Here is a 24,018-nt window from a genome sequence, read left to right on the forward strand (position 1 = left end):
GGTTCTCTCAAACGTCGTCGTTTATTCGGATGTTCGTGCGTGGGTTCGATTGGTGCTGCGTGCGTTCCGCCTGGCGCTCAGTTCGCGGCGGCGGTCGCGGCGGTGGCCGATGCCGGGGCATCGGTCGGCACCACGAGGCCAGTCTGCGTCGCGTCGAAACCGCCGCCGAGCGCCTTGACGAGGCCGATCTGCATATCGCGGCGGCGCATCTTCAGGCCCGTCACCGTCTGGTCGGCGGCGAGGCGGTTCTGGTCGGCGGTCAGCACCTGCAACTGCGGCGACAGGCCCGCCTTGTAGCGGATCACGGCCAGCTGGTACGCCTTGGTCGAGGCGTCGAGCGCGCGCTGTGCGTCGCCCGATTGCTGGTCGATCGAGCGGATCGACGCGACTTGCGTCGCGACGTCGGAGAGGGCATTGATGAGCGTCTGGTTGTAGTTCGCCACGTCCAGGTCGAAATCGGCAAAACGACCCTTCAACTGCGAGCGCAGCGCGCCGGCGTCGAAGATCGGCAGATGAATGGCCGGCCCGATCTGCATCTGGCGGCTGCCCGATTTGAGGAAACGACCCCAGCCGAACGCGTCGAAGCCGATGCCGGCCGACAGGTTGATGTCCGGGAAGAACTCCGCTTTCGCTTCCTTCACGTCGTGCATGGCGGCTTCGACCTGCCAGCGTGCGGCGACGATGTCCGCGCGGCGCGCGACGAGGTCGGCCGGCAGATTGTCCGGCAATGCGACAGTGCCGCCGTTGGTCAGCACCGGCTTGTCGATTTGCAGACCGCGGTCCGGACCTTTGCCGAGCAGTGCGCCCAACTGATAGCGCACGACGGTGATCTGGCCGTCGAGGTCGGTCAAATTCGACTGGCTGGTCGCGATGTTGCCGTTCGCGGTTTGCCGCTCGACATTGGTGTCGAGACCGGCGGTCACGCGACCATTGGTGATGCGGCCGATATCCTGGCGGTTGGCGATTTCGCGCGCGGCGATGTCGCGGAACGCGTACAGCTGCGCGAGCTGGTTATACGTGCTGGCCACCGAGGCGGCGAGCGTGACGCGCGCCTGCTGCATGTCGGCCTCAGCCGCCTTTTCCTGCGACACGGCCTGGCCGAGACGCTCGCGGTTCTTGCCCCACAGGTCCAGATCCCACGATGCGCTCGCGAGCACGTTGTTCTCGCTATACCACGTGCCGCCATACGGAGGCGGGTAAAGCGCGTTGCCCGAGAACAGTTCGCGGTTCCACGAATAGCTGCCGTTGACCTTCGGATACAGCGCCGAGCGCGAGCTTTCGATATACGAGGAAGCCTTGGCGATGCGCGCCTGTGCCTGCGCAATCGACGGGCTGCCTTCCAGCGCCTCCGCGATCAGTTTCGACAGTTGCGGGTCGCCGAACTGGTTGGCCCAGTCGAGCGACGGCCACTGACCGCCCTGACCGGACAGACTCTGCGAGGACTCGTACTGAGCCGGCGACGAGATCTGCTTGTCGCTTTTCATACCGAAGTAGTTCGCGCACCCCGTAAGGGCGAGCGCCGTCACCGCAGCGGCGACAGCGGCCCGGCTCGAAAGCGCGGGCGCGGACAGGGAAAGGGATTTCATCGCTCGACTCTTTGAGTGGAATGTAATGATGGACACTGCAAGCAATCTGTTACGATTTACCGTCAAGATTGCTTGCTGCATCACGGGTTAGTCCCGTTTGTTCGCCGGAATTGATAAGCACGCGGCGCAGCATGCTTTTCAGAAACCCCACTTCTTCGGGGGTGAAACCGTTTAGCAGATCGTCCAGCACGCCGTTGAAGATGGCGGGCATTTTCGCCGCGATGGCGTGACCTTCCGGTGTCAACGCGAGCCGGACGACCCGCCGGTCTTCATTGCTGCGCACCCGGGTCAGCAGGCCGCGTTTCTCCAGCCGGTCGACCAGACGCGTGACGGCGCTGGCGTCGATGCCGTATTCGCGGGCCAGCTCGGCCGCCAGCAGGCATTTGCCGCTCGCCACCATGAACAGGATGCTGCCCTGCTGGCTGGTGATGCCCAACTCGGCCATGCTGCGCTGGGTGATCAGATTCGACATGGTCGATTTCACTCGCGAGAGCAGGTAGCCGACGCTTTCGCCGAGCTGATACTCGCTGAGGTCCGGCGTGGGTGTAGAGGACGGCTCCGTCATGATTCTCGTGCGAATGCAATGGTTGACTAGGCAGGATTATAGAGGCGGGTTGTTTGACGCGGCAAGTGTTATTACAGCTTAGGCAAGTATCTTTCCTCGCTCAAGTGACAATCGGCGCGGTTTTACGTAGTGGCGGGAGCTGATTCGGGGGTGATTCCGTGTGGCGCGACGGTCGAACACGTCAGGCCTGTCAGGGAATACCAGAAAGCTTCATTTGTGCGTGCTATAATGTTGGGTTCCCAAAAGTGCGCTTTGGGCTTGTCGTGGTTTCGTGGTTGTACAAGTAACCGGTATGAGCAAGCGGCGCACTCCCAACTGTCTCCAGGTTTCCTATGACCCGCGCCCTACGCAACATCGCCATCATTGCCCACGTCGACCACGGCAAGACTACGCTCGTCGACCAGCTCCTCCGCCAGACCGCCACGTTCCGCGACAACCAGGCGGTTGTCGAGCGCGTGATGGACTCGAACGACATCGAAAAAGAACGTGGCATCACGATTCTTTCGAAGAACTGCGCCGTCGAATACGAAGGCACGCACATCAACATCGTCGACACGCCCGGTCACGCCGACTTCGGCGGTGAAGTGGAGCGTGTGCTGTCGATGGTCGACTCGGTGCTGCTGCTGGTCGACGCCGTCGAAGGCCCGATGCCGCAAACGCGCTTCGTGACCAAGAAGGCGCTGGCGCTCGGCCTGAAGCCGATCGTCGTGATCAACAAGGTGGACCGTCCGGGCGCGCGTATCGACTGGGTGATCAACCAGACGTTCGACCTGTTCGACAAGCTCGGTGCAACCGACGAACAGCTCGACTTCCCGATCGTCTACGCATCGGGTCTGAATGGCTACGCAGGCTTGACCGCAGACGTGCGCGAAGGCGATATGCGCCCGCTGTTCGAGGCCGTGCTGCAACACGTGCCGGTTCGCCCGGCCGATCCGAGCGCGCCGCTGCAACTGCAGATCACGTCGCTGGATTATTCGTCGTACGTCGGCCGTATCGGCGTGGGCCGCATCACGCGCGGCACGATCAAGCCGGGTATGTCGGTGGCCGTTCGTTCGGGCCCCGATGGCGCGATCCTGAACCGCAAGATCAACCAGGTGCTGTCGTTCAAGGGTCTGGAGCGCGTGCAGGTCGACTCGGCTGAAGCCGGCGACATCGTGCTGATCAACGGTATCGAAGAAATCGGTATCGGCGTGACCATCTGCGCACCGGAACAACCCGACGCGCTGCCGATGATCACCGTCGACGAACCGACGCTGACCATGAACTTCCTGGTCAACTCGTCGCCGTTGGCCGGTCGCGAAGGCAAGTTCGTCACGAGCCGTCAGATTCGTGACCGCCTCATGAAGGAACTGAACCACAACGTCGCGCTGCGCGTGAAAGAAACCGGCGACGAAACCACGTTCGAAGTGGCGGGCCGCGGCGAGCTGCATCTGACCATTCTGGTGGAAAACATGCGTCGCGAAGGCTACGAGCTGGCCGTGTCGCGTCCGCGCGTGGTGATGACCGAAGTCGACGGCGTGAAGCACGAGCCGTACGAAAACCTGACCGTCGACATGGAAGACGGCCACCAGGGCGGCGTGATGGAAGAGCTGGGCCGCCGTAAGGGCGAAATGCTCGACATGGCGTCGGACGGCCGTGGCCGTACGCGTCTCGAGTACCGTATTTCGGCACGTGGCCTGATCGGCTTCCAGTCGGAATTCCTCACGCTGACACGCGGCACGGGCCTGATGAGCCACACGTTCGACTCGTACCAGCCGGTGCGTGAAGGCGCGGTCGGCGAGCGTCGTAACGGCGTGCTGATCTCGCAGGACGACGGCGCGGCAGTCGCATACGCACTGTGGAAGCTGCAGGATCGCGGCCGTATGTTCGTGTCGCCGGGCGAGCCGCTGTACGAAGGCATGATCATCGGCATTCACAGCCGCGACAACGATCTGGTCGTGAACCCGATCAAGGGTAAGCAGCTGACCAACGTGCGTTCGTCGGGTACCGACGAAGCCGTGCGCCTGGTTCCGCCGATCCAGATGTCGCTCGAATACGCGGTCGAGTTCATCGACGACGACGAACTGGTCGAAGTCACGCCGCAATCGATTCGTCTGCGCAAGCGTTACCTGAAGGAACACGAGCGTCGCAGCGCCAGCCGTAAGGGCGCAGTGGACTAAGCAACAAAAGGCACGGAGCGGCGTTAGTCGTCTCGCTGTCAGGCAAAAGCCACCTTCGGGTGGCTTTTGTCGTTTTGGGGCTGTTTGGGGCATTTAGGCGCGTTCCAGCCACTTACCGCGCATTCGTGTCGAGTTTGTCCCCGTTTCCCGCAGAACACCGTTGCGTATCCTGAAAGTAGCCCGAAAGCCTTGTCGCGCCGGGCTTCGGCGGCAATCCGTCTGCTATCTGCGGTATCCGTTCTGTGATATGCTCCCCGGGTGCAAAGTTTTAGGTCCTTCCAAGCAAGACTTGATTCGCGCAATCCGCTAAACGGTCAGGCCGTGTCGCGGAAGGTTCTGTAACCCGCTATTTCTCGAGAAACTCGAAGAAAGGTGAGCGTAAAAATGATGAAGCAATTCCAGTCGAACTCTTATCTGTTCGGCGGCAATGCTCCGTACGTAGAAGAAATGTACGAAGCGTATCTCGATAATCCGGCGTCAGTGCCCGAGAACTGGCGCAGCTATTTCGACGCGTTGCAGAACGTCCCTGCATCGGATGGCAGCAATGCCAACGACGTGGCCCATGGCCCGATCGTCGAATCGTTTGCTCAACGGGCCAAGGCTAATGCCTTCATCCCGCGCACGGCTGCCGGCGGCGAAGATCTCGCTACCGCGCGCAAGCAGGTCTATGTGCAGTCCCTCATCGGCGCATATCGCTTTCTCGGCTCGCAATGGGCCAATCTCGATCCCCTGAAGCGCCGCGAACGTCCCGCTATCCCCGAACTCGAACCCGCGTTCTACGACTTCACCGAAGCCGACATGGACCAGGAGTTCAGCGCCACGAACCTGTATTTCGGTTTCGAGCGCGGTTCGTTGCGCGATATCGTGAAGGCGTTGCGCGACACGTACTGCGGCACGATTGGCGCCGAGTACATGTACATCAGCGATCCGGAACAGAAGCGCTGGTGGAAAGAGAAGCTCGAGTCGATCCGTTCGACGCCGAATTTCTCGAACGACAAGAAAAAACACATCCTGAACCGCCTGACGGCTGCTGAAGGCCTCGAGCGCTTCCTGCACACCAAGTACGTCGGTCAGAAGCGCTTCTCGCTGGAAGGCGGCGAAAGCTTCATCGCCTCGATGGACGAAGTGGTCCGTCACGGCGGCAAGCAGGGCGTGCAGGAAATCGTCATCGGCATGGCTCACCGTGGCCGTCTGAACGTGCTGGTCAATACGCTGGGCAAGATGCCGGCTGACCTGTTCGCCGAATTCGAAGGCAAGCACGTCGACGATCTGCCGGCTGGCGACGTGAAGTACCACAAGGGTTTCTCGTCGGACGTCTCGACCGAAGGCGGCCCGGTTCACCTGTCGCTCGCGTTCAACCCGTCGCACCTCGAAATCGTCAACCCGGTGGTCGAAGGTTCGGCCAAGGCCCGGATGGACCGTCGCGGCGACGACAGCGGCCTGCAAGTGCTGCCGGTGCAGATCCACGGCGACGCGGCTTTCGCGGGCCAAGGCGTGGTGATGGAAACGCTGAACCTCGCGCAAACGCGCGGTTACGGCACGCACGGCACGCTGCACATCGTCATCAACAACCAGATCGGTTTCACGACGTCGGACCCGCGCGACTCGCGCTCCACGTTGTACTGCTCGGACGTCGTCAAGATGATCGAGGCGCCGGTTCTGCACGTGAACGGTGACGATCCCGAAGCCGTGGTTCTGGCTACGCAGCTGGCGATCGACTTCCGGATGCAGTTCCACAAGGACGTCGTCGTCGACATCGTCTGCTTCCGCAAGCTGGGTCACAACGAGCAGGACACGCCGGCGGTCACGCAGCCGCTGATGTACAAGACGATCGCCAAGCACCCGGGCACGCGCGCACTGTACGCTGAAAAGCTGGTGCAGCAAGGCGTGATCACCGCGGATGAAGGCGACGAATTCGTCAAGGCCTACCGTAAGGCGATGGACGAAGGTCACCACACGGTCGATCCGGTGCTGTCGAACTACAAGAGCAAGTACGCAGTGGATTGGGTGCCGTTCCTGAACCGCAAGTGGACCGACGCAGCCGATACCGCAGTGCCGCTGGCTGAACTGAAGCGCCTCGCTGAGCGCGTCACCACGGTTCCGGAAAACTTCAAGGTTCACCCGCTGGTCGAGCGCGTTCTCAACGACCGTCGCGCGATGGGCCGTGGCGAAGCGAAGCTCGACTGGGGTATGGGCGAGCACCTCGCATTTGCGTCGCTGGTCGCGTCCGGTTATGCCGTGCGTCTGACTGGTCAGGACTCGGGCCGCGGCACGTTCACGCACCGTCATTCGGTGCTGCACGATCAGAACCGCGAACGCTGGAACGACGGCACGTATGTGCCGCTGCAGAACGTCGCCGAAGGTCAGGCGAAGTTCAACGTGATCGACTCGGTGTTGTCGGAAGAAGCGGTGCTGGGCTTCGAATACGGTTACTCGACCGCTGAACCGAATACGTTCGTCGCGTGGGAAGCGCAGTTCGGCGACTTCGTGAACGGCGCGCAAGTCGTGATCGACCAGTTCATCTCGTCGGGCGAAGTGAAGTGGGGCCGCGTCTCGGGTCTCACGATGCTGCTGCCGCACGGCTACGAAGGGCAAGGCCCGGAGCACTCGTCGGCACGTATCGAACGTTTCCTGCAACTGTGCGCAGACCACAACATGCAGGTCGTTCAACCGACCACGCCGGCGCAGATTTTCCACCTGTTGCGTCGTCAGATGATCCGCCTGTTCCGCAAGCCGCTGATCGTCGCTACGCCGAAGTCGCTGCTGCGTCACAAGGAAGCCGTGTCGGATCTGTCCGAACTGGCGAAGGGCGCGTTCCAGCCGATCATCGGCGAAGTGGACGACACCGTCGACGCGAAGAAGGTCAAGCGCGTGGTGGCCTGCTCGGGCCGCGTGTACTACGACCTCGTGGCACATCGCCGCGAAGTCAAGTCGCATGACGTCGCGATCATCCGCATCGAACAGCTCTATCCGTTCGCGCATAAGCAGTTCGAAGCGGAAATGAAGAAGTACGACAACGCGACCGAAGTGGTGTGGGTGCAGGACGAGCCGCAGAATCAAGGCCCGTGGTTCTACATCGAGCACCATCTGAAGGAAGGCATGAAGGAAGGTCAGAAGCTGGCATACAGCGGACGTCCGGCTTCGGCCTCGCCGGCAGTCGGCTACTACGCGAAGCACTACGAGCAGCAGAAGGCGCTGATCGAAGGCGCTTTCGGCCGCCTCAAGAGCGCGTCGATCGCTAAATAAAGAAAACAGTCGAACCGGGAAGGCGCCATGCGCTTTCCCGTGCCGCATCTGAACCACAAGGTTCGCGGCACGCACGGTTCGCAGGCGGTCGTCGTTCACCGCGCCGTCACCCGATACGTATTCAGGATATTCATAATGGCTATTGTTGAAGTCAAGGTTCCCCAGCTTTCCGAGTCGGTTTCGGAAGCCACCATGCTGCAGTGGAAGAAGAAGCCGGGCGAGGCTGTCGCCATCGACGAAATTCTCATCGAAATCGAGACCGACAAGGTCGTGCTCGAAGTGCCGGCACCCGCAGCCGGCGTGCTCGCGCAAATCATCTCGAACGACGGCGACATCGTTGCCGCCGATCAGGTGATCGCGAAGATCGACACGGAAGGCAAGGCTGGCGCCGCCGCTGTCGAAGCCGAAGTGAAGCCGGCTCCGGTCGCCGAAGCGGCACCGGCTGCTGCACCGGCCGCTCAGGCTGCATCCGCAACGGGTGCGAACACCGCAGCTTCGCCGGCTGCCGGCAAGCTGATGGCCGAGAAGGGCCTGGCATCGGGCGACGTCGCCGGCACGGGCCGCGATGGCCGCATCACCAAGGGTGACGTGCTGACCGCCGGTCAAGCGGCTCCGGCTGCCAAGGCTGCACCGGCACCGGCAGCTGCCGCACCGAAGGCTGCCAAGCCGTCGCTGCCGGAAGTCAAGGGCCCGGCATCGGCCGACCAATGGCTGAAGGACCGTCCGGAACAACGCGTGCCGATGTCGCGTCTGCGTGCGCGTATCGCCGAGCGTCTGCTCGAGTCGCAGCAAACCAACGCCATCCTGACCACGTTCAACGAAGTGAACATGGCGCCGGTGATGGACCTGCGCAACAAGTACAAAGACAGGTTCGAAAAGGAACATGGCGTGAAGCTGGGCTTCATGTCGTTCTTCGTGAAGGCGGCCGTTCACGCGCTGAAGAAGTTCCCGCTGGTGAACGCGTCGATCGACGGTAACGATATCGTCTATCACGGCTACTTCGACATCGGTATCGCGGTCGGTTCGCCGCGTGGCCTGGTGGTGCCGATCCTGCGTAACGCAGATCAGCTGAGCCTCGCTGAAATCGAAAAGAAGATCGCCGAATTCGGCCAGAAGGCCAAGGACGGCAAGCTGTCGATCGAAGAAATGACCGGCGGTACGTTCTCGATCTCGAACGGTGGTGTGTTCGGCTCGATGCTGTCGACCCCGATCATCAACCCGCCGCAATCCGCGATTCTGGGCGTGCACGCCACCAAGGAACGCGCCGTGGTCGAAAACGGCCAGATCGTGATCCGCCCGATGAACTATCTGGCGCTGTCGTACGACCACCGCATCATCGACGGCCGCGAAGCCGTGCTGTCGCTGGTCGCCATGAAGGACGCGCTGGAAGACCCGGCCCGTCTGCTGCTCGACCTGTAAGACCAGGTTCGGCCGGCGTCGGCTTGTCATCGCGCAAGTCGACGCCATATATGCAGTATGTCTCCAGCATTCCGCAGTACAGGAACGGCATGCGCCACGAAGCGTGGCCGCGCGCCGTTCCGTCATCAAAAGGATTGTCATGTCCAAAGAATTTGACGTCGTCGTGATCGGCGCAGGCCCTGGCGGTTATATCGCCGCCATCCGTGCCGCGCAGCTCGGCAAGACCGTCGCGTGTATCGAGAAGTGGAAGAACCCGGCCGGCACGCTGAAGCTCGGCGGCACGTGTCTGAACGTCGGTTGCATTCCGTCGAAGGCGCTGCTTGCTTCGTCGGAAGAATTTGAAAATGCATCGCATCACCTGGCTGACCACGGCATCTCCGTGGAAAACGTCTCGGTCGATATTGCGAAGATGCTGGCCCGCAAGGAAGGCATCGTCGAGAAGATGACCAAGGGCATCGAATTCCTGTTCCGCAAGAACAAGATCACGTGGCTCAAGGGCCATGGCAAGTTCACCGGCAAGACGGACGCCGGCGTGCAGATCGAAGTCAGCGGCGAAGGCGAGACGGAAGTCGTCACGGCTAGGAACGTGATCATCGCCACGGGTTCGAAGGCACGTCATCTGCCGGGCATTCCGGTCGACAACAAGATCGTCGCCGACAACGAAGGCGCACTGACGTTCGACACCGTGCCGAAGAAGCTCGCCGTGATCGGCGCGGGCGTGATCGGTCTGGAACTCGGGTCGGTGTGGCGTCGTCTGGGCGCGGACGTGACCGTGCTCGAAGCGCTGCCGGAATTCCTCGGCGCGGCTGACGTGTCGCTCGCGAAAGAAGCGGCCAAGCAGTTCAAGAAGCAGGGTCTGGACATTCACGTCGGCGTAAAGGTCGGCGAAATCAAGGCGACCGACAAGAACGTGTCGATCGCTTACACGGACAAGGACGGCAATGCGCAAACGCTCGAAGCCGACCGCCTGATCGTGTCGATCGGCCGCGTGCCGAACACCGACAACCTCGGTCTCGAAGCGATCGGCCTGAAGGCCAACGAGCGTGGCTTCATCGACGTCGACGACCACTGCGCAACGGCGGTGCCGAACGTGTACGCGATCGGCGACGTGGTGCGTGGCCCGATGCTCGCGCACAAGGCCGAAGACGAAGGCGTGCTGGTCGCTGAAATCATCGACGGTCAGAAGCCGCATATCGACTACAACTGCATTCCGTGGGTGATCTACACCGAACCGGAAATCGCGTGGGTCGGCAAGACGGAACAGCAACTGAAGGCGGAAGGCCGCGAAGTCAAGACGGGCCAGTTCCCGTTCATGGCGAACGGCCGCGCGCTGGGCATCAACAAGGCGGAAGGTTTCGTCAAGATGATCGCCGACGCGAAAACCGACGAACTGCTCGGCGTGCACATCATCTCGGCGAACGCCTCGGACCTGATCGCGGAAGCCGTGGTGGCGATGGAATTCAAGGCGGCGTCGGAAGACATCGGCCGCATTTGCCATCCGCACCCGTCGCTGTCGGAAGTCATGCGCGAAGCCGCGCTGGCCGTCGACAAGCGCGCACTGAACATGTAATCACGCGCACGCCTGACGGATAGCACTCTGGCTTCACCACCAAGGCGGGCGGGTTCACTCCCTCCCGCCTTTCTTTTTTGCAGCAACACAATGAACGTCACCGAATACTACGAGAAAGAACTGCAGACGCGGGGCTATCAGTCGGACCCGGCGCAACGCGCGGCGGTCGACCGCCTGCAGCGGTGCTATGAAGAGTGGGCCGAGTACAAATCGCGTCGCTCGAATGCGTTCAAGAAGCTGCTCATTCATCCCGATCTGCCGCGCGGCGTGTACATGTGGGGCGGCGTAGGGCGCGGCAAGAGCTTCCTGATGGACAGCTTTTATACGGTGGTGCCGCTGAATCGCAAGACGCGGCTGCATTTCCACGAGTTCATGCGCGAAGTGCATCGTGAACTGGAAGATCTGAAGGGCCAGGCCGATCCGCTCGACGAACTCGCGCGTCGTATCGCCAGGCGCTACCGGATGATCTGCTTCGACGAATTCCACGTCTCCGACATCGCCGATGCGATGATCCTGTATCGCCTGCTCGACAAGCTGTTCGAGAACGGCGTGCAGTTCGTGATGACGTCCAACTATGCGCCGGACACGCTGTACCCGGACGGCTTGCATCGGGACCGGATGCTGCCGGCCATCGAGCTCATCAAATCGAAGCTCGACGTGATCAACGTCGACGCGGGCGTCGACTACCGTCAGCGTACGCTCGCCCAGGTCGAGGTGTATCACACGCCGCTTGGCGCCGCCGCCGACAAGGCTTTGCGCGACGCGTTCGGACGGCTTGCCGCCGTGCCCGACGAAAGCCCGATCCTGCACATCGAAAAGCGCGAGCTCAAGGCGTTGCGTAAAGCGGATGGCGTCGTGTGGTTCGACTTTGCGACGCTGTGCGGCGGTCCGCGCTCGCAGAATGACTATCTGGAGCTGGCGAGCCGCTTTCACGCAGTGATCCTCTCCGGCGTGCCGCAGATGTCCGCGCGCATGGCCTCGGAAGCACGCCGCTTCACGTGGCTGATCGACGTGTTCTACGACCACAAGGTGAAGCTGCTGATGTCGGCTGCCGTGCCGCCCGACGACCTGTACGTCGACGGTCCGATGGCCAACGAATTTACGCGGACTGTGTCGCGCATCGTCGAAATGCAGTCGAAGGAATATCTCGACGCACCACGCCGGCTAGTCGATACGTCGCTAACCTAAGCATTGACGCGAGGCAGGCCGCCTCGCTTTTGCGATAGATCACACGCCGGCAAGCGAGCCGGCAGCGTCGTCGGGCGTAATTTCAAGATTCGGATTGGTCTTATATTCCGGCTGCGGATGACTGGATATCTTTTGTCTCGGTTCTGACGAAGGAGAAACCATGTATCCACATCGCGATATCAATGATGAAGAATGGCAACGTGTCGCACCGTTGCTTCCCGAACTGCGTCCGCGTTCTGAGTTGCGCGGCCGGCCGCTGGCCAACACGCGCTCGGTGCTCAACGGCGTGCTCTGGGTGATGTACAGCGGCGCCACGTGGTCCGCCATGCCGCGCAAATACCCGTCGTATCAAACCTGTCATCGCCGCTTCAAGGCGTGGTACGAATCGGGCGTGCTCAAGCGGGTCATGGAGCAGTTGTTCGGCGCCGCCAGCGAAGAGCTTTGCACCCTGATGGAAGCGCGCATGCGCACGCATCAGAACGCGGCGCAGAAGGGCGCTGAGACCGACCCGTCCGCGAGCCGGCCTGCACCGTCTGGTGCGCGCAATCCGGCGTCGGGCACACCGCTGCCTTCGTCGCCATTCGCGTTCGGGTCGCCCTTCAAATACGCTGCATGACGACTTCGACCCGCCCGTTGCCTATAAACAAAACGGCCGAACGATTGCGATCGTCGGCCGTTTTTTTATGACTGTCGCGGGCGCATCGGCGCCGCGACCCTGCTTGAGTTACTGCTGACGCACCCACGTCTGCGAGCGGCCCAGCAGCGCCACGCCGATATAGCCGCGCACCACCAGTTTGTTGCCGCCGTCTTCGAGATGCATCTTGCACTTATAGATCTTGCCGTTTTCCGGGTCGAGAATATGCCCGTGATCCCAGCCGTCGCCGTCCTTTTTCATATCGTTGATGATCGTCATGCCGAGGATCAGTTGATCCTTGCGCGCATCCGTACATTCGGTGCAGCGGCGATCCGGCTGATCGTTCGCGCTTAGCCCCTTGATGACCTTGCCGTTGAGCGAACCGCTGCCGTCCTGCGAAATCTGCACGAGCGCCTTGGGCTGGCCGGTGTGATCGTCGATGGTTTGCCACGTGCCGACCGGGCTGTCGGTTTGCGCCATGGCCGTGACGGCGCTGGCAAGCAGCACGCCCGCGACTGCGGCGTGTTTGACGGTGCGAAGTGCGACAGCGCGGGCGCGCTGCGTGAATTGAGTGAGTTGGGTCATTGTCTTCCTCCTTGATTAAAGACGGCGCGATCGTGGTCGCGCGGCGTTATGTGCCTCTCCTGCATCGTCGTCGCAGAATACGTGAAAGCGCGCGTGCCGTTTGATAGTGGACCCTCTAATCAGGATGCGGCACTTTCGGGCATCGACCGCGCATCGACTCAGTTGAGTTGATAAGAGAAGGTCGCGTTCACACGCGGACTGCGCGACGCGCTTTCCACCGGCGCATCGCCCAGCGCCTTGGCCACCGAGAGATCCAGGCTGTAGTACTTCGCATCCGAGATGCGGAAACCAAACGCGATCGACGAAAGCCGCGACGGCGACGGCGTGCCCGCATGCAGATAGACGCGCGCCATGTCGAACGATACATACGGCGTCAAGGTGCGCAGATACGTGAAACCCGGCGTGAAGCCGCGGTTGACTTCGAACATCGCGCCCCAGCCCGAATCGCCCGACGCTTCGCCCGGTTGATAACCTTGCGCGAAACGTTGCGCGCCGAATGAAATCTGTTCCGAGGTCGGCAACGATACGGCGCTGTACTGGCCGGTCAGTTGCACGGCGGTACCGATCTTCATCGGCCACTGATTGGTTTGCGAAAACGTCGCACCGGTACGCACGAAATTGATCGACGCCGGATTGACGACCGTCGTGCCGGGCACATTCGAGTCGCCCGATTTCGACGCACCGAGAATATCGAACGCCTTCGCCAGGTTGACGCTCGCGCGGCGCACCTGATCGGTCTGCACGTTGGTGTAGTCGGCTTGCAACTGCATCACGCGCACTTGCGAGCGCAGACCGATCTGCGCACCGGTTTGCTGATTGTTGTAGCGGTCCTCGTCGTGCGAGGCATACACCGACGCCGTGCCGATTACGCTTTGCGTGTTGCTCAACAGAATCGGATAAGCGAGCGAGCCGCCGACCTTGTCGTTGATGACCGTGCGCTGAACGTAAGAGGGCAGGCCGGGATTGTCGACCGGGTTGCCGCGGTAGTGCGACGCGTCGATCTTCGCGATCAGTCCGTCGCTGCCGATCGGCGCGGACGCGTGCGCGGCGAGATAGGTGACGTTGTCGCGACCCTTGGGCAATAGCGCCGACACGCTCAGTTGCTCGCCGAGTGCCGTGAGCCCGTTTTCGGTGGCGGTCAAAAGCCCTTGCACGCCGGGGTGATTGAAATCGATGCCGGTGCTGACGTCGAACGGCTTGCGGTCCACCTTCAGTTCGAGCGTGGTGGCGCCGTCGGTGTTCTGCGGCGGCGGCACGTTGGCCGCGACCTTCACGCCGGGCAGCAAACCGAGCACGTTGATATAGCGCTCGAAGGTGGCGCGCCGCAATGGCCGGTCCGCGACGATGTGATCGGCGATCGCACGAATCTTGTCTTCCACCGCGCCCGCTTTGCCGGTCACCTTGACCGTGGAGACATAGCCTTCCACCACGGTCACGCGTACCACGCCGCCTTCGAAAGTCTGCGCCGGGATGAACGCGAACGAAAGCGCATAGCCGCGATCCTGATAGAGCCTGGTGACGCCGTTGGCGATCTGGATCAGGTCGCCGATGGTGGTGTCCTTGCCGACCAGCGGTGTGAAACGCTGCGCGACTTCGTCGAACGGAATGGACTTCACACCTTCGACCTGCACGCGTGTGGGCGTGATGTGACGGGCGAGCAGTTCCTGGAGTTGAGGGGCTTGCGGGGCGACCTGAACGGTCACGTTAGGGCCTTTGTCAGGCGCTTTGATCAACGGTAGCGAATCGAGCGGATTACCGCCGACCGCCGCACCGCCGGGACGCGACTGCGCGTGTGCTGCCACTTGCATGGTGCTTGCCGCAATTGCCGCAAACACCAGGGTCCATTTGCTGCCATACCCGAGTTTCATCGGATTTTCCTCGTAGGCCGTTCTTGTATCGCGGACGAACCGTCCTGGCCAGGCGGGTCGCGATCGCTTATGTGAGGCTCGACGCATACTGCCATGCTTGCCTGTATTACGTCACGTGCTCCGTGGGCCTTGAGCATGCGTTGCAAAAACGCAGAACACGTGATGAGACGGACTGCTTATGCGCACTGAATCACTCGCCGTCCTGGCGCACATCGCACATCGCACATCGCACGGCGGATGTTGCGGGGACGGCGTGCCGCGCGCGACAGCGGCGCGGCACTTGTGCGGACTACTACTTATGGCTCACCGGCAACAAGCCGCCGAGCAGTGTCGTCACACCGCTCGTCGCGCTACTCGAGCCGCTCGTCGAACCGGCTGCTGACGAGAGCGTGCCGGTCAACTGGCCGACCAGCGCGGTCACCGGTGCGAGAGGGCCGCTGCCCGAACTGCCGGTCGTGCCGGAGAGCGCGCCGGTCAGCGCCGAAAGGGGGCTCGACGCGCTGCCCGAGCCGCCCAGCGTCGACGTCAAACCGGCGAGCGGCGTGCCGCCCAGCGTGGAGGTCAAACTCGAGAGCGGCGAGCCGCCGAGCAGCGTCGACAGCGAGCCGAGCGGATTGTTGCCGAGCCCGAGGCTCGCGAGCGAGCTTTGCAGCGGACCGAACGGGCTGCTGTTGGCGGGCGGCCCATTGGCCACGCTCACGCTCGTGCTGCCGACCAGACTCGTGATCAGCCCGGGGATCGGCATCGCGCCATTCGGGCCATTCGGATTCACGAGACCGCCGGCATTCGTCACCGTATTGCCGAGCGAGCCGACCAGCGAACCAAGGTCCGCGCCGACCGGGTTTCTGGTCGCCGAACCGACTTGCGAGCCGGCCGAACTCAAGGTGCCGCCGAGCTGCGCCAGCACGCCGCCCAGCGGCGCGCCGAGGCCGGTCTGCGTGCCGACCGTCTGCGTGACGAGTCCGGCGGTGGTCACGATCGGCGTGATCGCGGTGCTGAGCGGTTGTGTGATCTGTTGAACCGGTGCGGAATTGAGCGAGTTGCCGAGTGTCGCGCCGCCGGCGTTGAGTGCGCCTGCCGCCGTCGAGAGCGTGCTCGCCAACGGCGTCGTGAGCGGCGAGAGCGGCGCGAGATTGCCGCTGCCCAGACCGCCGACCGCCACGCTCAGACCTTGCACCACGCCGCTCGTGGAGCCGACCACCGAACCGAGCCCGCCGACCGTGGTGCCGACCGGATTCGCCGTCGTGCCGGTCTGGCCGATGCCGGTGCTGACCGCATCGGCCAGCGAGTTAAGCGTGCTGCTCGTGCTCGACACCGCATTGCCGACGCCTTGCGTGACTTGCGGGCTGAGGCCAGGGATCGTCGTCGAGGCGATCATGCCGCCGAGGTCGGTGGTGGTCTGCGCGGCGGCGGTGGCGAGGCCGGTGGTGCCTTTGGCGGCGACCGTACCGCTGCCCGTGCCGGTCGAGCCCGAGCCGCTGCCGCTACCGGTGCTCGACGTGCTCGGCGGCGTGACGGTGCTGCCGCCACAAGCCGCGAGCAGGCCGGCGACCGCGACGGCGATCAGCGGTGCGCGCAGCGACGACACGGTCGCGCACGCCGCATGGAGAGAAAAAAAACGTTGAGTGGACATGGGGTGCTCCTCTGTGTCTTATGGATATCGTGTGCGGTGGTTCGACGCGCGGGTGTGTCGGGTGTCCGGGCGGCGCAGCCCGGTTCAGACGAAGTTCAAGTGGGACCGGGCGCGCGGCTGGCGGGCCGCGCTCCGGGTCGGGTGGTGCTGCACTTCTTTCAGATGCTCGAGAGGCTTGCGCTTATTTCTTCGAGATGCCGCCCAGCAGGCCGCCGAGGAGCGATGTCACTGGCGCGAGCGGGCTGCTCGTCGTGCCCTTGCCCGCGGAGCTCGAGAGCGACAGGCCGGTGCCCGTGCCGGTCGTCGAGGTCGGCGTGGCGGCAGCCGTGGTCGTCACGCCGCCCAGCGTGTTGGTGACGGTGCCGAGCAAGCTGGTCACCGGTGCGAGCGGGCTGCTGCTGCCGCCGGTGGCGCTCGACAGACCGCTTGTCACGGTCGTCAGCACGCCGGTGACAGGAGCGAGCGGGTTGCCGCCAGTGCCGCCCGACAGACCGCCGAGTGCGCTGGTGAGCGGTGCAAGCGGACCGCTGCCGGTGCCGCCCGACAGACCGCCGAGTACGCTGGTGAGCGGTGCGAGCGGACCGCTGCCAGTGCCGCCCGACAGACCGCCGAGTACGCTGGTGAGCGGCGCGAGCGGACCGCTGCCGGTGCCGCCCGACAGTCCGCCGAGTACGCTCGTGAGCGGCGCGAGCGGATTGCCGCCCGTGCCGCCGGTCAGCAGGCCGCCCACCGACGTGACCGTGGTCCCGGTGTCGCTGACCGTGTGGCCGAGCGCGGCCGTGATCGGGTTGCCACCGGCTGCGCCCAGCAGGCCGCCGGCCGTGCCGAGTCCGCCGCCGAGCGTCGAGAGCAGGCCGCTCACCGGCGCGCCGAGGCCGGTCGTGGTGCCGACCGTTTGCGTGGTCGAGGCGACCATCGAGGTGATCGGTGTGATCGCGGTGCTGAGGGTTTGCGTGACTTGCTGGACCGGGCCCGTGGAGAGCGCGGTGCCGAGCATCGCGCCGCCGTTGGTGACTGCGCCGCCCAGCGTACCGACCGCGCCGCCGAGCGGCGTCGTCAGGGCGGAGAGCGGAGCGAGCGGGCCGCTGCCGAGGCTCGTCACGAGGTTGCCGGTGTCCGTCACCGCGCCGCCGACGTGACCGACCACGCCGCCCAGGCTCGACACCGTGGTGCCGACGGCGTTGTTGCCGGTGCCGAGTTGGCCGAGGCCTTGCGACACGCCACTGCCGAGCGTCGACACGGCTGCGCCCACGTCCTGCACGACCGCACCGGCTGTCTGAGTGGTTTGCGCGCTGACGCCGGGCAGGCTTTGCGAGCCGAGCGTGGAGCCGATGCTCGAGACCGTCTGACCGGCATCGCCGATCACGCCGCCGCCGTTGTCCACCACCGTACCAAGCGCATTGGCGACTGGCGTGGTGCCGCCGCTCGTTCCCGAACCCGAAGTCGAGCCGCCCGAGCTGGAACTGCCGGAGCCCGAACCGCCCGAACCCATCGAACCGCTGCCGCTGCCGGTCGTCGTGAGCGTGCCGCCGGCCGAGCCGCTACCGTTGCTGCCGGTGCCGGAACTCAGGCTCCCCGAGCCTCCGCAAGCCCCGAGAGAGAGCATCGCGGCGACGCCCGCCGCAATCAGGGTTGCCCGTACCGTCGTGTTGGTCGTTTGAATGTTCATGTCGCCCTCGCATCGCATGTGTTGTTGGGTGTTGCTGCGTGCCTATCTCTGCATGAGCCGTGCCATTTCGACTGAGCAATTCGCAGAAATTTTTCGACGTGGGTCGCCGAGCCCGATTCGATAAGGCGGGGCGAGTCATTGATGGAGTAAACGCGGAATCAGAACGACACGAAAAAGAGCGCGTCGATCGATAGTTGGGAGGGCTACGTAACGTAACGAGCCACGCGCGCCGTTACGGTGAAGTGCGTAACGCGATTGCGAAAAACGCGTCATCGCGCTTGAAACGTTCTGTTCAAACAGATAATTAGTGAGGCGAATCTAACTAGTGGTTTTTCCTATGTGCTGCAACGCACGAACTGCCGTTAACCTGAGTGTGGACCTAAAACGCATAGGCCATGAGGCTGAGGGCTTAGGACAATTGCTTAAATAAGATTGTTCGGCTATAAAACCCGAAAGCATCAAAGGTTGACGAGGGAGGTGCGTTATCGAACAGACAACTCCAGCTGACCCGTTTTATTGAAGGCCGCTGTACGGCGGAGTTTCCGCAACGCAACAAGCAGGACCGGGGAATGAGAGAGCCACGGTCCATGCTGCGTCGAGGAAGACCGCCAGCAATGCAGCATGCATATAGACGAAATAAATGAAGTCCGAGGGTAAAAATGAACAAGTTCACCAAACGCTTTCTGAAAGATAGCAAGGGCGTGACGGCCATCGAATATGGCCTGATCGCGGGGCTCATCGTCCTCGTCATCGTGACGTCGGTGACCAACATCGGCAACAATCTGGAAAGCGTGTTCAGCACGATTGCCACCAAAATAACAGCCACACCCGCGGCGTAAAAGAGCAGCCCTGAAAGTCCCGCGGAGCGGGCGCTCTGTTATCTGCTCGTTTTCGCGGCTTTTTATGCCATTGCCATATTGGTTAATGCGTATTGCCTGGCAATACGCATGGCATTGCTTCGCGTGTCGAGTGCGAAATGAAAGCTTTCTTCGGGATTCTGTTATTTGTTGCCTGGTCGGCCTGGGTTGCTTATTGCGACGTCCGGCACCGGCGTATTCCCAATTCATTTGTCGTCGCGGGTCTGGCGACGGCACTGGCTTGTGCGCTCATTCAATGCGGGCCGTTCGATGTTTCGCTCGTGCAGGCTTTGCTCGGCGCATCGATCGGACTCGCCGCCTTATTGCCGTTTTTCGCGCTCGGCGTAATGGGTGCGGCCGACGTCAAGATATTCGCGGTATTGGGCGCGTGGTGCGGCATGCGCGCGTTGCCCGGTCTGTGGATGGCCGCGAGTCTCGCCGCCGGTGCCCACGCGCTGTGGCTGCTGCTGTCGACGCGCACGCCGCTCGCGAGCCTCGGCCGTCGTGGCGGCGCAACCTTCGAATTGGCAGGCAAGACGTCGACGCCGTACGCCGCGTGTCTGACGGTTGCCGCGAGCGGCTGGCTCGGTGTCGTGACGCTAGCCGGAGGTGTGCGGTGAAGGCGTCGCCAAAGCTCCACCAGGCGCGTGTGCCGATGAGCGCACGCACGCGGCGCCGGAGCGCGCAGCGCGGTTCCGTCGCCGTCGAATTTGCCCTGATTTTTCCGGTGTTCTTTCTGATCCTGTACGCGATCGTTACGTTCAGCCTGATTTTCGTGGCGCAACAGAACATGACGCTCGCCGCCGAGGAAGGCGCGCGCGCCGCGCTGAACTGGGCGAGCAATACGTCGATGGCCTCCGCGCTCACCAACCGCGGCGCCAATGCGTGTGCGGCGGCGAACCAGGCGGCCGCATCGATCTTGCAGAACATCATGCAATGCACGCAGACCGCGACGTCGTGCGGACCGGGCAACGCGATGTACTGCATCAACGTGTCGTTGAGCTACGACTACAAGAACAATCCGTTCGTGCCGACGCTGGGTTTAATGACTGCCCCGTTGCCGAATTCGCTGGTCGCCACGGCCACGGTTCAGCTCAACCCGGAGAACATTCAGTGATGCACGCGCCGGCCCTTACCGTCACCGTCACCGTCACCGGCTACGTGCCCGGCTGCCCGAACCGGCACACGCCAGGCCCGGCATCGTTCAACCGACGCAGCGAGTCCTCATGCCGAATCTGACCAAAATTCTCGCCGGTGTCCTGATCGCGCTCGCCGTGCTGCTCGGCCTGTTCGCATGGACATTGTCGCGCCGGCCGGTGCCGGTTGCGCCGGTCGTGGCCACGCCGGCGAGTTTCCCGGTCGTGGTTGCCACACGGCCGCTGCCGGCCGGCAAGGCAATAAGCGTCGACGCCTTGCGCGTGCAGTCGCTGCCGATCAATCCGAACGGCGCCTTCACCGATCCGACGCAACTGGTCGGGCGTGTGCCGAACGCCGAGATCGGCGCGGACTCGCCGGTGCTGGAAGCGCAATTGTCGTCGGGTCTCGCCGAGCGCATCGAGCCGGGCGAGCGGGCGTTGGCCGTGCGTGTCGACGAGGGCAACGCCGTGGCCAACCGGCTGCGTCCGGGCAATTTCGTCGACGTGTTCTTCACGCTCAAGCGCGACGGCGCAGTGGGTGCCGGTGCCGAAGTCGACCGTACCCAGGCGCGTTTGCTGATGTCGAAGGTGCGCGTGCTGGCGTTCGGCAACGCCACCGCCGCGGGCGACACCGCAGGCGACCCGAACGGGCTCGTGCGCACGGCGGTGCTGGCCGTACCGGTTGCGGACGTGGACCGCCTGACGCTCGCCGAGACCGCGGGCCGCCTGATCTTCGCCTTGCGCAACCCGAAGGATACCGAAGTAGTCGACGAAAACGCGTTGCCGGCTTATCCCGCTGTCCTGAAGACAGCGGCTCATGCGGGCGCGACCCAGCCATTGCAGGACTCGACCCGTGCCGCAGCCGGCGTGGCGCTCGACGCCTTGTCGGGCGCCAACGGCTCGGCGGGCCCGATGACGCGCCTGCCGCCTTTGCCGCCGCATTTGCCACTGCCGCCGACGCGCGTCGCCGGTAACACGACCAGTACAAAAAGCAGCGGTATCGAAGTGATACGGGGTGGGCGCACCGAGACGGTCGCCTGGTAAAGAGGTTTCTGGGAGCGGGCGGCGCAACTCGTCCATAACTACATGACAAAACGGTTTGCTGTTTCAGGAATGACGATGTGGCTGGGCATCGCGCTGCTGGGTGCATCGGCGGCGACCGACGCGGCCGGTCCCGTGCAGCGCGGACCCGCTGCGCAGGAACCGGCGCCGGTGATGCCCGCGCAGACGATCGAGTTGACGGTGGGCGCGCAGCAATCGCTCGCGAGCGGCCATGCGCTGCAGCGGGTGGCAATCGGCGACCCGAGCGTTGCCGACGTGCTGATCATCAAGGGCGACAAGCGTGGCGGCGTGTTGCTGGTCGGCAAGGCGGCCGGCACGACCAACCTGATGGTATGGGAGCGCGATCGCGCCGCGCCGCTCAGCTATACGGTCAACGTGATCACGCCGGCCGCAGCGTCGTTGCTCGGCCCCGATACACCGGCGCTCAAGGTGCTGGGCGGCACGGCCGTCGTGTCCGGCACCTCGGCGACCATGGAGGCGCATCAGCGCGCCGTGGTCGCGGCGGAGGGCTCGCTCGGCAAGGACGGCGCGGTGTTCGACACCTCGACGGTGGCGAGCCGCGCCGTGGTGCAGGTCGACGTGCGGGTGGTCGAGTTCAGCCGCTCGGTGCTCAAGGAGGTGGGCTTCAACTTCTTCAAGCAGAACAACGGTTTTACCTTCGGCTCGTTCGCGCCGTCGGCGCTGAGTTCGGTGTCGGCCGCCGCCGGGCAGGCGCCGAGCCTGACGAGCGTGACGCCGATCTCGTCGGCCTTCAACCTGATTTTCAACTCGGCGACGCATGGCCTGTTCGCGAACCTGAGCCTGCTCGAGAGCAACAACCTTGCGCGCGTGCTGGCCGAGCCGACGCTGGTGGCGCTGTCGGGGCAGAGCGCGAGTTTCCTCGCCGGTGGCGAGGTGCCGATTCCGGTGCCGCAGGCGCTCGGCGCGACCTCGATCGAGTTCAAGCCATACGGCGTGGGGCTCACGCTCACGCCGACCGTGCTGAGCCCGCAACGCATCGCCTTGAAGGTGGCACCCGAGGCGAGCCAGCTGGACTTCGCCAACGCGGTCACGATCAGCGGCGTGTCGGTGCCGGCGTTCACCACGCGGCGCGCCGATACCACGGTCGAACTCGGCGACGGCGAGAGCTTCGTGATCGGCGGGCTGATCGATCGCGAGACGGCGTCGAATGTGTCGAAGGTGCCCTTGCTCGGCGACCTGCCGATCATCGGCACGTTCTTCAAGCAGTTGAGCTATCAGCAGAACGAGAAGGAGCTGGTGATCATCGTGACGCCGCATCTGGTCTCGCCGCTCGCAAAGGGCGCGACCTTGCCGACGACGCCGGGCGAACTGGCCGAGCAGCGTAACGCGCCGGTGTGGCGTTCGCTGATCGGCGGCATGGCGGCGGTGCACGATGCGACGCCGGGGTTTTCGAAGTGAGGACGGCATGCGCCTGCAGGGCGTGCCGGTTGAGTAGCAGGTCGAACAGCAGGTCGAACAGCAGCATGGGCGGCGCAGTGAGCAGCGAGTTGAATCAGCGCGTGCGCGAACCCCGTGCGCCTGCTGACAAGCAGGTCGACGCGGGGGCTTTGCAGCCGATGCCGCATAAGGATGTCCACTATGAACGCGAGAACGCATTCATTGACTGAACGGGCGGTCACCGATTATTTCGTGTTTGCGTCGTTGACCGACGAGCACGTGCATTGGCTCGCCGATACGCTGGCGGGGGCGGGCGTGGTCGAAGCGGCGACGCTCGATCCGTCGCAGCTGATGCAGCGCATTGCGACGCTCAATCCCTCGCTGGTGTTCGTCGACTTTTCCGCCGGCCGGGCCGCGGCGGCGAGTGCGGCGGCGAGCGCGGTGCGCGCGGCCTATCCCGGCATGCAGATCGTTGCGCTCGGCTCGCTGGCCGAGCCCGAAAGCGCGTTGGCGGCCTTGCGCGCCGGCGTGCGCGATTTCATCGATCTGTCGGCGGCCGCCGAGGACGCCTTGCGGATCACGCGCCAGGTGCTCGACAACCTGGTCGAGCCGGTCAGCCGTCACGGTCACGTGACTACCTTGCTGGGCGCGCGCGTCGGCATGGGGGTGAGCACGCTCGCAGCGAATCTTTCGGTGATGCTGCAACGGCGCGACGTCGCGCAAGGGCGGCAAGCCGCGTTGCTCGATCTCGGCCTGCCCGCCGCCGACGGCTCGCTGTTGCTGAACACCCGCAGCGAATTCAATTTCGTCGAGGCGGTGCGCAATCTGCGCCGCTTCGATCAGACCTTCGTGCACACCGCGCTGTCGCATCACGCGAGCGGTCTCGCGCTCACCACGCTGCCGCCGAATCTGGCCGACATGCGCGAGGTCTCGTACTCGTCGTCGATCGGTTTGCTGAACCGGCTGCGCGCGTTTTTCGACCAGCAGATCATCGACCTCGGCGGCTTCACCAACAGCGAGTTCATCTCCCACGTCGTGCAGGCTTCCGACGAAACCTGGTTGCTGTGCGATCAGGGCGTCGCCTCGATCGTCTCGGCCGTGGGCGTGCTCGACGCGCTGCGCGAAGAGGGCGTGGATACCGCTAACGTGCGCTTGATCGTCAACAAGTTCGACGCCGACCTCGGCCTCGCCGCCGCGCAGATCGCGCAGCGTCTCGATCTGCCGCTGCTGGCCACCTTGCCGGAGCGGCGCGTCGCGCTCGGCCAGGCGGTCAATCAGGGCCATCTGCTGGCCGACGCCGCCGCGCGCGATCCGTACGTGCGCGCGCTGGAGCCCTTGATCGAGCGCCTTGGCGGCGCGCAGCGGGCGGCCGCGCAGGCCGGCGGCAAGTCGGCCTTCGGCGCGCTCAAGCGTCTCATTCCCACTCCTCATAAGCGGTCATAG

Annotated in this window: 18 protein-coding genes; 12 read left to right on the forward strand and 6 right to left on the reverse strand. The window is 63.7% G+C overall.

Annotated elements, in window-relative coordinates; genetic code table 11:
• Positions 1 to 77: 77 nt before the first annotated feature.
• Positions 78 to 1,586 (reverse strand): efflux transporter outer membrane subunit, encoded by a 1,509-nt coding sequence (locus tag FQ705_RS16955; protein ID WP_144143065.1) that lies wholly within the window; start codon positions 1,584 to 1,586, stop codon positions 78 to 80.
• A gap of 49 nt (positions 1,587 to 1,635) precedes the next feature.
• Positions 1,636 to 2,151 carry a MarR family winged helix-turn-helix transcriptional regulator gene (locus tag FQ705_RS16960; RefSeq protein WP_144143067.1) on the reverse strand — a complete coding sequence of 172 codons (516 nt, stop codon included), beginning with the start codon at positions 2,149 to 2,151 and terminating at the stop codon, positions 1,636 to 1,638.
• 332 nt (positions 2,152 to 2,483) lie between these two features.
• Here FQ705_RS16960 and typA point away from each other — a divergent pair, with 332 nt between their 5' ends.
• From typA to FQ705_RS16990, 6 genes are all read left to right on the forward strand, one after another.
• Entirely contained in the window at positions 2,484 to 4,310 is a 1,827-nt protein-coding gene (gene typA / locus FQ705_RS16965) for a translational GTPase TypA (RefSeq protein ID WP_144143069.1), read from the forward strand.
• Between the two features lie 384 nt (positions 4,311 to 4,694).
• Positions 4,695 to 7,556, forward strand: coding sequence for a 2-oxoglutarate dehydrogenase E1 component (locus FQ705_RS16970; protein WP_144143071.1), 2,862 nt, complete (start codon positions 4,695 to 4,697; stop codon positions 7,554 to 7,556).
• Positions 7,557 to 7,691: 135 nt separating this feature from the next.
• A complete protein-coding gene (odhB, locus tag FQ705_RS16975) occupies positions 7,692 to 8,975 on the forward strand; it encodes a 2-oxoglutarate dehydrogenase complex dihydrolipoyllysine-residue succinyltransferase (protein WP_144143073.1) in 1,284 nt (427 codons plus the stop codon).
• 139 nt (positions 8,976 to 9,114) lie between these two features.
• Positions 9,115 to 10,545 carry a dihydrolipoyl dehydrogenase gene (lpdA, locus tag FQ705_RS16980; protein ID WP_144143075.1) on the forward strand — a complete coding sequence of 477 codons (1,431 nt, stop codon included), beginning with the start codon at positions 9,115 to 9,117 and terminating at the stop codon, positions 10,543 to 10,545.
• 90 nt (positions 10,546 to 10,635) lie between these two features.
• Positions 10,636 to 11,733, forward strand: coding sequence for a cell division protein ZapE (gene zapE, locus FQ705_RS16985; protein ID WP_144143077.1), 1,098 nt, complete (start codon positions 10,636 to 10,638; stop codon positions 11,731 to 11,733).
• Positions 11,734 to 11,893: 160 nt separating this feature from the next.
• Positions 11,894 to 12,349: a transposase gene (locus FQ705_RS16990; protein ID WP_144143079.1), complete on the forward strand. Its 456-nt coding sequence runs from the start codon at positions 11,894 to 11,896 to the stop codon at positions 12,347 to 12,349.
• A 108-nt stretch (positions 12,350 to 12,457) separates the two neighbouring features.
• On the opposite strand, the gene FQ705_RS16995 is transcribed toward FQ705_RS16990, so the two are convergent.
• The 4 genes from FQ705_RS16995 to FQ705_RS17010 form a co-directional block, all read right to left on the reverse strand.
• Positions 12,458 to 12,952, reverse strand: coding sequence for a DUF2147 domain-containing protein (locus FQ705_RS16995; RefSeq protein WP_144143081.1), 495 nt, complete (start codon positions 12,950 to 12,952; stop codon positions 12,458 to 12,460).
• Positions 12,953 to 13,110: 158 nt separating this feature from the next.
• On the reverse strand, positions 13,111 to 14,820 hold the full coding sequence (locus tag FQ705_RS17000; protein ID WP_144143083.1) for a POTRA domain-containing protein: 1,710 nt from the start codon (positions 14,818 to 14,820) through the stop codon (positions 13,111 to 13,113).
• Positions 14,821 to 15,112: 292 nt separating this feature from the next.
• On the reverse strand, positions 15,113 to 16,453 hold the full coding sequence (locus FQ705_RS17005) for a collagen-like triple helix repeat-containing protein (RefSeq protein ID WP_144143085.1): 1,341 nt from the start codon (positions 16,451 to 16,453) through the stop codon (positions 15,113 to 15,115).
• 181 nt (positions 16,454 to 16,634) lie between these two features.
• A complete protein-coding gene (locus FQ705_RS17010) occupies positions 16,635 to 18,122 on the reverse strand; it encodes a collagen-like triple helix repeat-containing protein (protein WP_144143087.1) in 1,488 nt (495 codons plus the stop codon).
• Positions 18,123 to 18,781: 659 nt separating this feature from the next.
• Between FQ705_RS17010 and FQ705_RS17015 the strand changes: the two genes are divergently transcribed.
• The 6 genes from FQ705_RS17015 to FQ705_RS17040 all read left to right on the forward strand — a co-directional run bounded on the left by FQ705_RS17015 (position 18,782) and on the right by FQ705_RS17040 (position 24,018).
• A complete protein-coding gene (locus FQ705_RS17015) occupies positions 18,782 to 18,961 on the forward strand; it encodes a Flp family type IVb pilin (protein WP_144143089.1) in 180 nt (59 codons plus the stop codon).
• A gap of 137 nt (positions 18,962 to 19,098) precedes the next feature.
• Complete coding sequence (locus tag FQ705_RS17020) at positions 19,099 to 19,599, forward strand: prepilin peptidase (RefSeq protein WP_144143091.1); 501 nt, start codon at positions 19,099 to 19,101, stop codon at positions 19,597 to 19,599.
• A 35-nt stretch (positions 19,600 to 19,634) separates the two neighbouring features.
• Complete coding sequence (locus tag FQ705_RS17025) at positions 19,635 to 20,096, forward strand: TadE/TadG family type IV pilus assembly protein (protein WP_144143093.1); 462 nt, start codon at positions 19,635 to 19,637, stop codon at positions 20,094 to 20,096.
• A gap of 109 nt (positions 20,097 to 20,205) precedes the next feature.
• Positions 20,206 to 21,159, forward strand: coding sequence for a Flp pilus assembly protein CpaB (gene cpaB / locus FQ705_RS17030; protein WP_144143095.1), 954 nt, complete (start codon positions 20,206 to 20,208; stop codon positions 21,157 to 21,159).
• Positions 21,160 to 21,201: 42 nt separating this feature from the next.
• The gene (locus tag FQ705_RS17035) at positions 21,202 to 22,596 is read left to right on the forward strand and encodes a type II and III secretion system protein family protein (protein ID WP_144143097.1); all 1,395 of its coding nucleotides are present in this window, start codon (positions 21,202 to 21,204) and stop codon (positions 22,594 to 22,596) included.
• A 180-nt stretch (positions 22,597 to 22,776) separates the two neighbouring features.
• On the forward strand, positions 22,777 to 24,018 hold the full coding sequence (locus tag FQ705_RS17040) for a fimbrial protein (protein ID WP_144143099.1): 1,242 nt from the start codon (positions 22,777 to 22,779) through the stop codon (positions 24,016 to 24,018).

Source organism: Paraburkholderia sp. BCC1884 (genome assembly GCF_900996225.1).
GTDB lineage: Bacteria > Pseudomonadota > Gammaproteobacteria > Burkholderiales > Burkholderiaceae > Paraburkholderia.

Coding starts and splice junctions, on each gene's coding strand:
- FQ705_RS16955 (WP_144143065.1), bottom strand. CDS start 1,586: ATGAAATCCCTTTCCCTGTCCGCGCCCGCGCTTTCGAGCCGGGCCGCT.
- FQ705_RS16960 (WP_144143067.1), bottom strand. CDS start 2,151: ATGACGGAGCCGTCCTCTACACCCACGCCGGACCTCAGCGAGTATCAG.
- typA (WP_144143069.1), top strand. CDS start 2,484: ATGACCCGCGCCCTACGCAACATCGCCATCATTGCCCACGTCGACCAC.
- FQ705_RS16970 (WP_144143071.1), top strand. CDS start 4,695: ATGATGAAGCAATTCCAGTCGAACTCTTATCTGTTCGGCGGCAATGCT.
- odhB (WP_144143073.1), top strand. CDS start 7,692: ATGGCTATTGTTGAAGTCAAGGTTCCCCAGCTTTCCGAGTCGGTTTCG.
- lpdA (WP_144143075.1), top strand. CDS start 9,115: ATGTCCAAAGAATTTGACGTCGTCGTGATCGGCGCAGGCCCTGGCGGT.
- zapE (WP_144143077.1), top strand. CDS start 10,636: ATGAACGTCACCGAATACTACGAGAAAGAACTGCAGACGCGGGGCTAT.
- FQ705_RS16990 (WP_144143079.1), top strand. CDS start 11,894: ATGTATCCACATCGCGATATCAATGATGAAGAATGGCAACGTGTCGCA.
- FQ705_RS16995 (WP_144143081.1), bottom strand. CDS start 12,952: ATGACCCAACTCACTCAATTCACGCAGCGCGCCCGCGCTGTCGCACTT.
- FQ705_RS17000 (WP_144143083.1), bottom strand. CDS start 14,820: ATGAAACTCGGGTATGGCAGCAAATGGACCCTGGTGTTTGCGGCAATT.
- FQ705_RS17005 (WP_144143085.1), bottom strand. CDS start 16,453: ATGTCCACTCAACGTTTTTTTTCTCTCCATGCGGCGTGCGCGACCGTG.
- FQ705_RS17010 (WP_144143087.1), bottom strand. CDS start 18,122: ATGAACATTCAAACGACCAACACGACGGTACGGGCAACCCTGATTGCG.
- FQ705_RS17015 (WP_144143089.1), top strand. CDS start 18,782: ATGAACAAGTTCACCAAACGCTTTCTGAAAGATAGCAAGGGCGTGACG.
- FQ705_RS17020 (WP_144143091.1), top strand. CDS start 19,099: ATGAAAGCTTTCTTCGGGATTCTGTTATTTGTTGCCTGGTCGGCCTGG.
- FQ705_RS17025 (WP_144143093.1), top strand. CDS start 19,635: ATGAGCGCACGCACGCGGCGCCGGAGCGCGCAGCGCGGTTCCGTCGCC.
- cpaB (WP_144143095.1), top strand. CDS start 20,206: ATGCCGAATCTGACCAAAATTCTCGCCGGTGTCCTGATCGCGCTCGCC.
- FQ705_RS17035 (WP_144143097.1), top strand. CDS start 21,202: ATGACAAAACGGTTTGCTGTTTCAGGAATGACGATGTGGCTGGGCATC.
- FQ705_RS17040 (WP_144143099.1), top strand. CDS start 22,777: ATGAACGCGAGAACGCATTCATTGACTGAACGGGCGGTCACCGATTAT.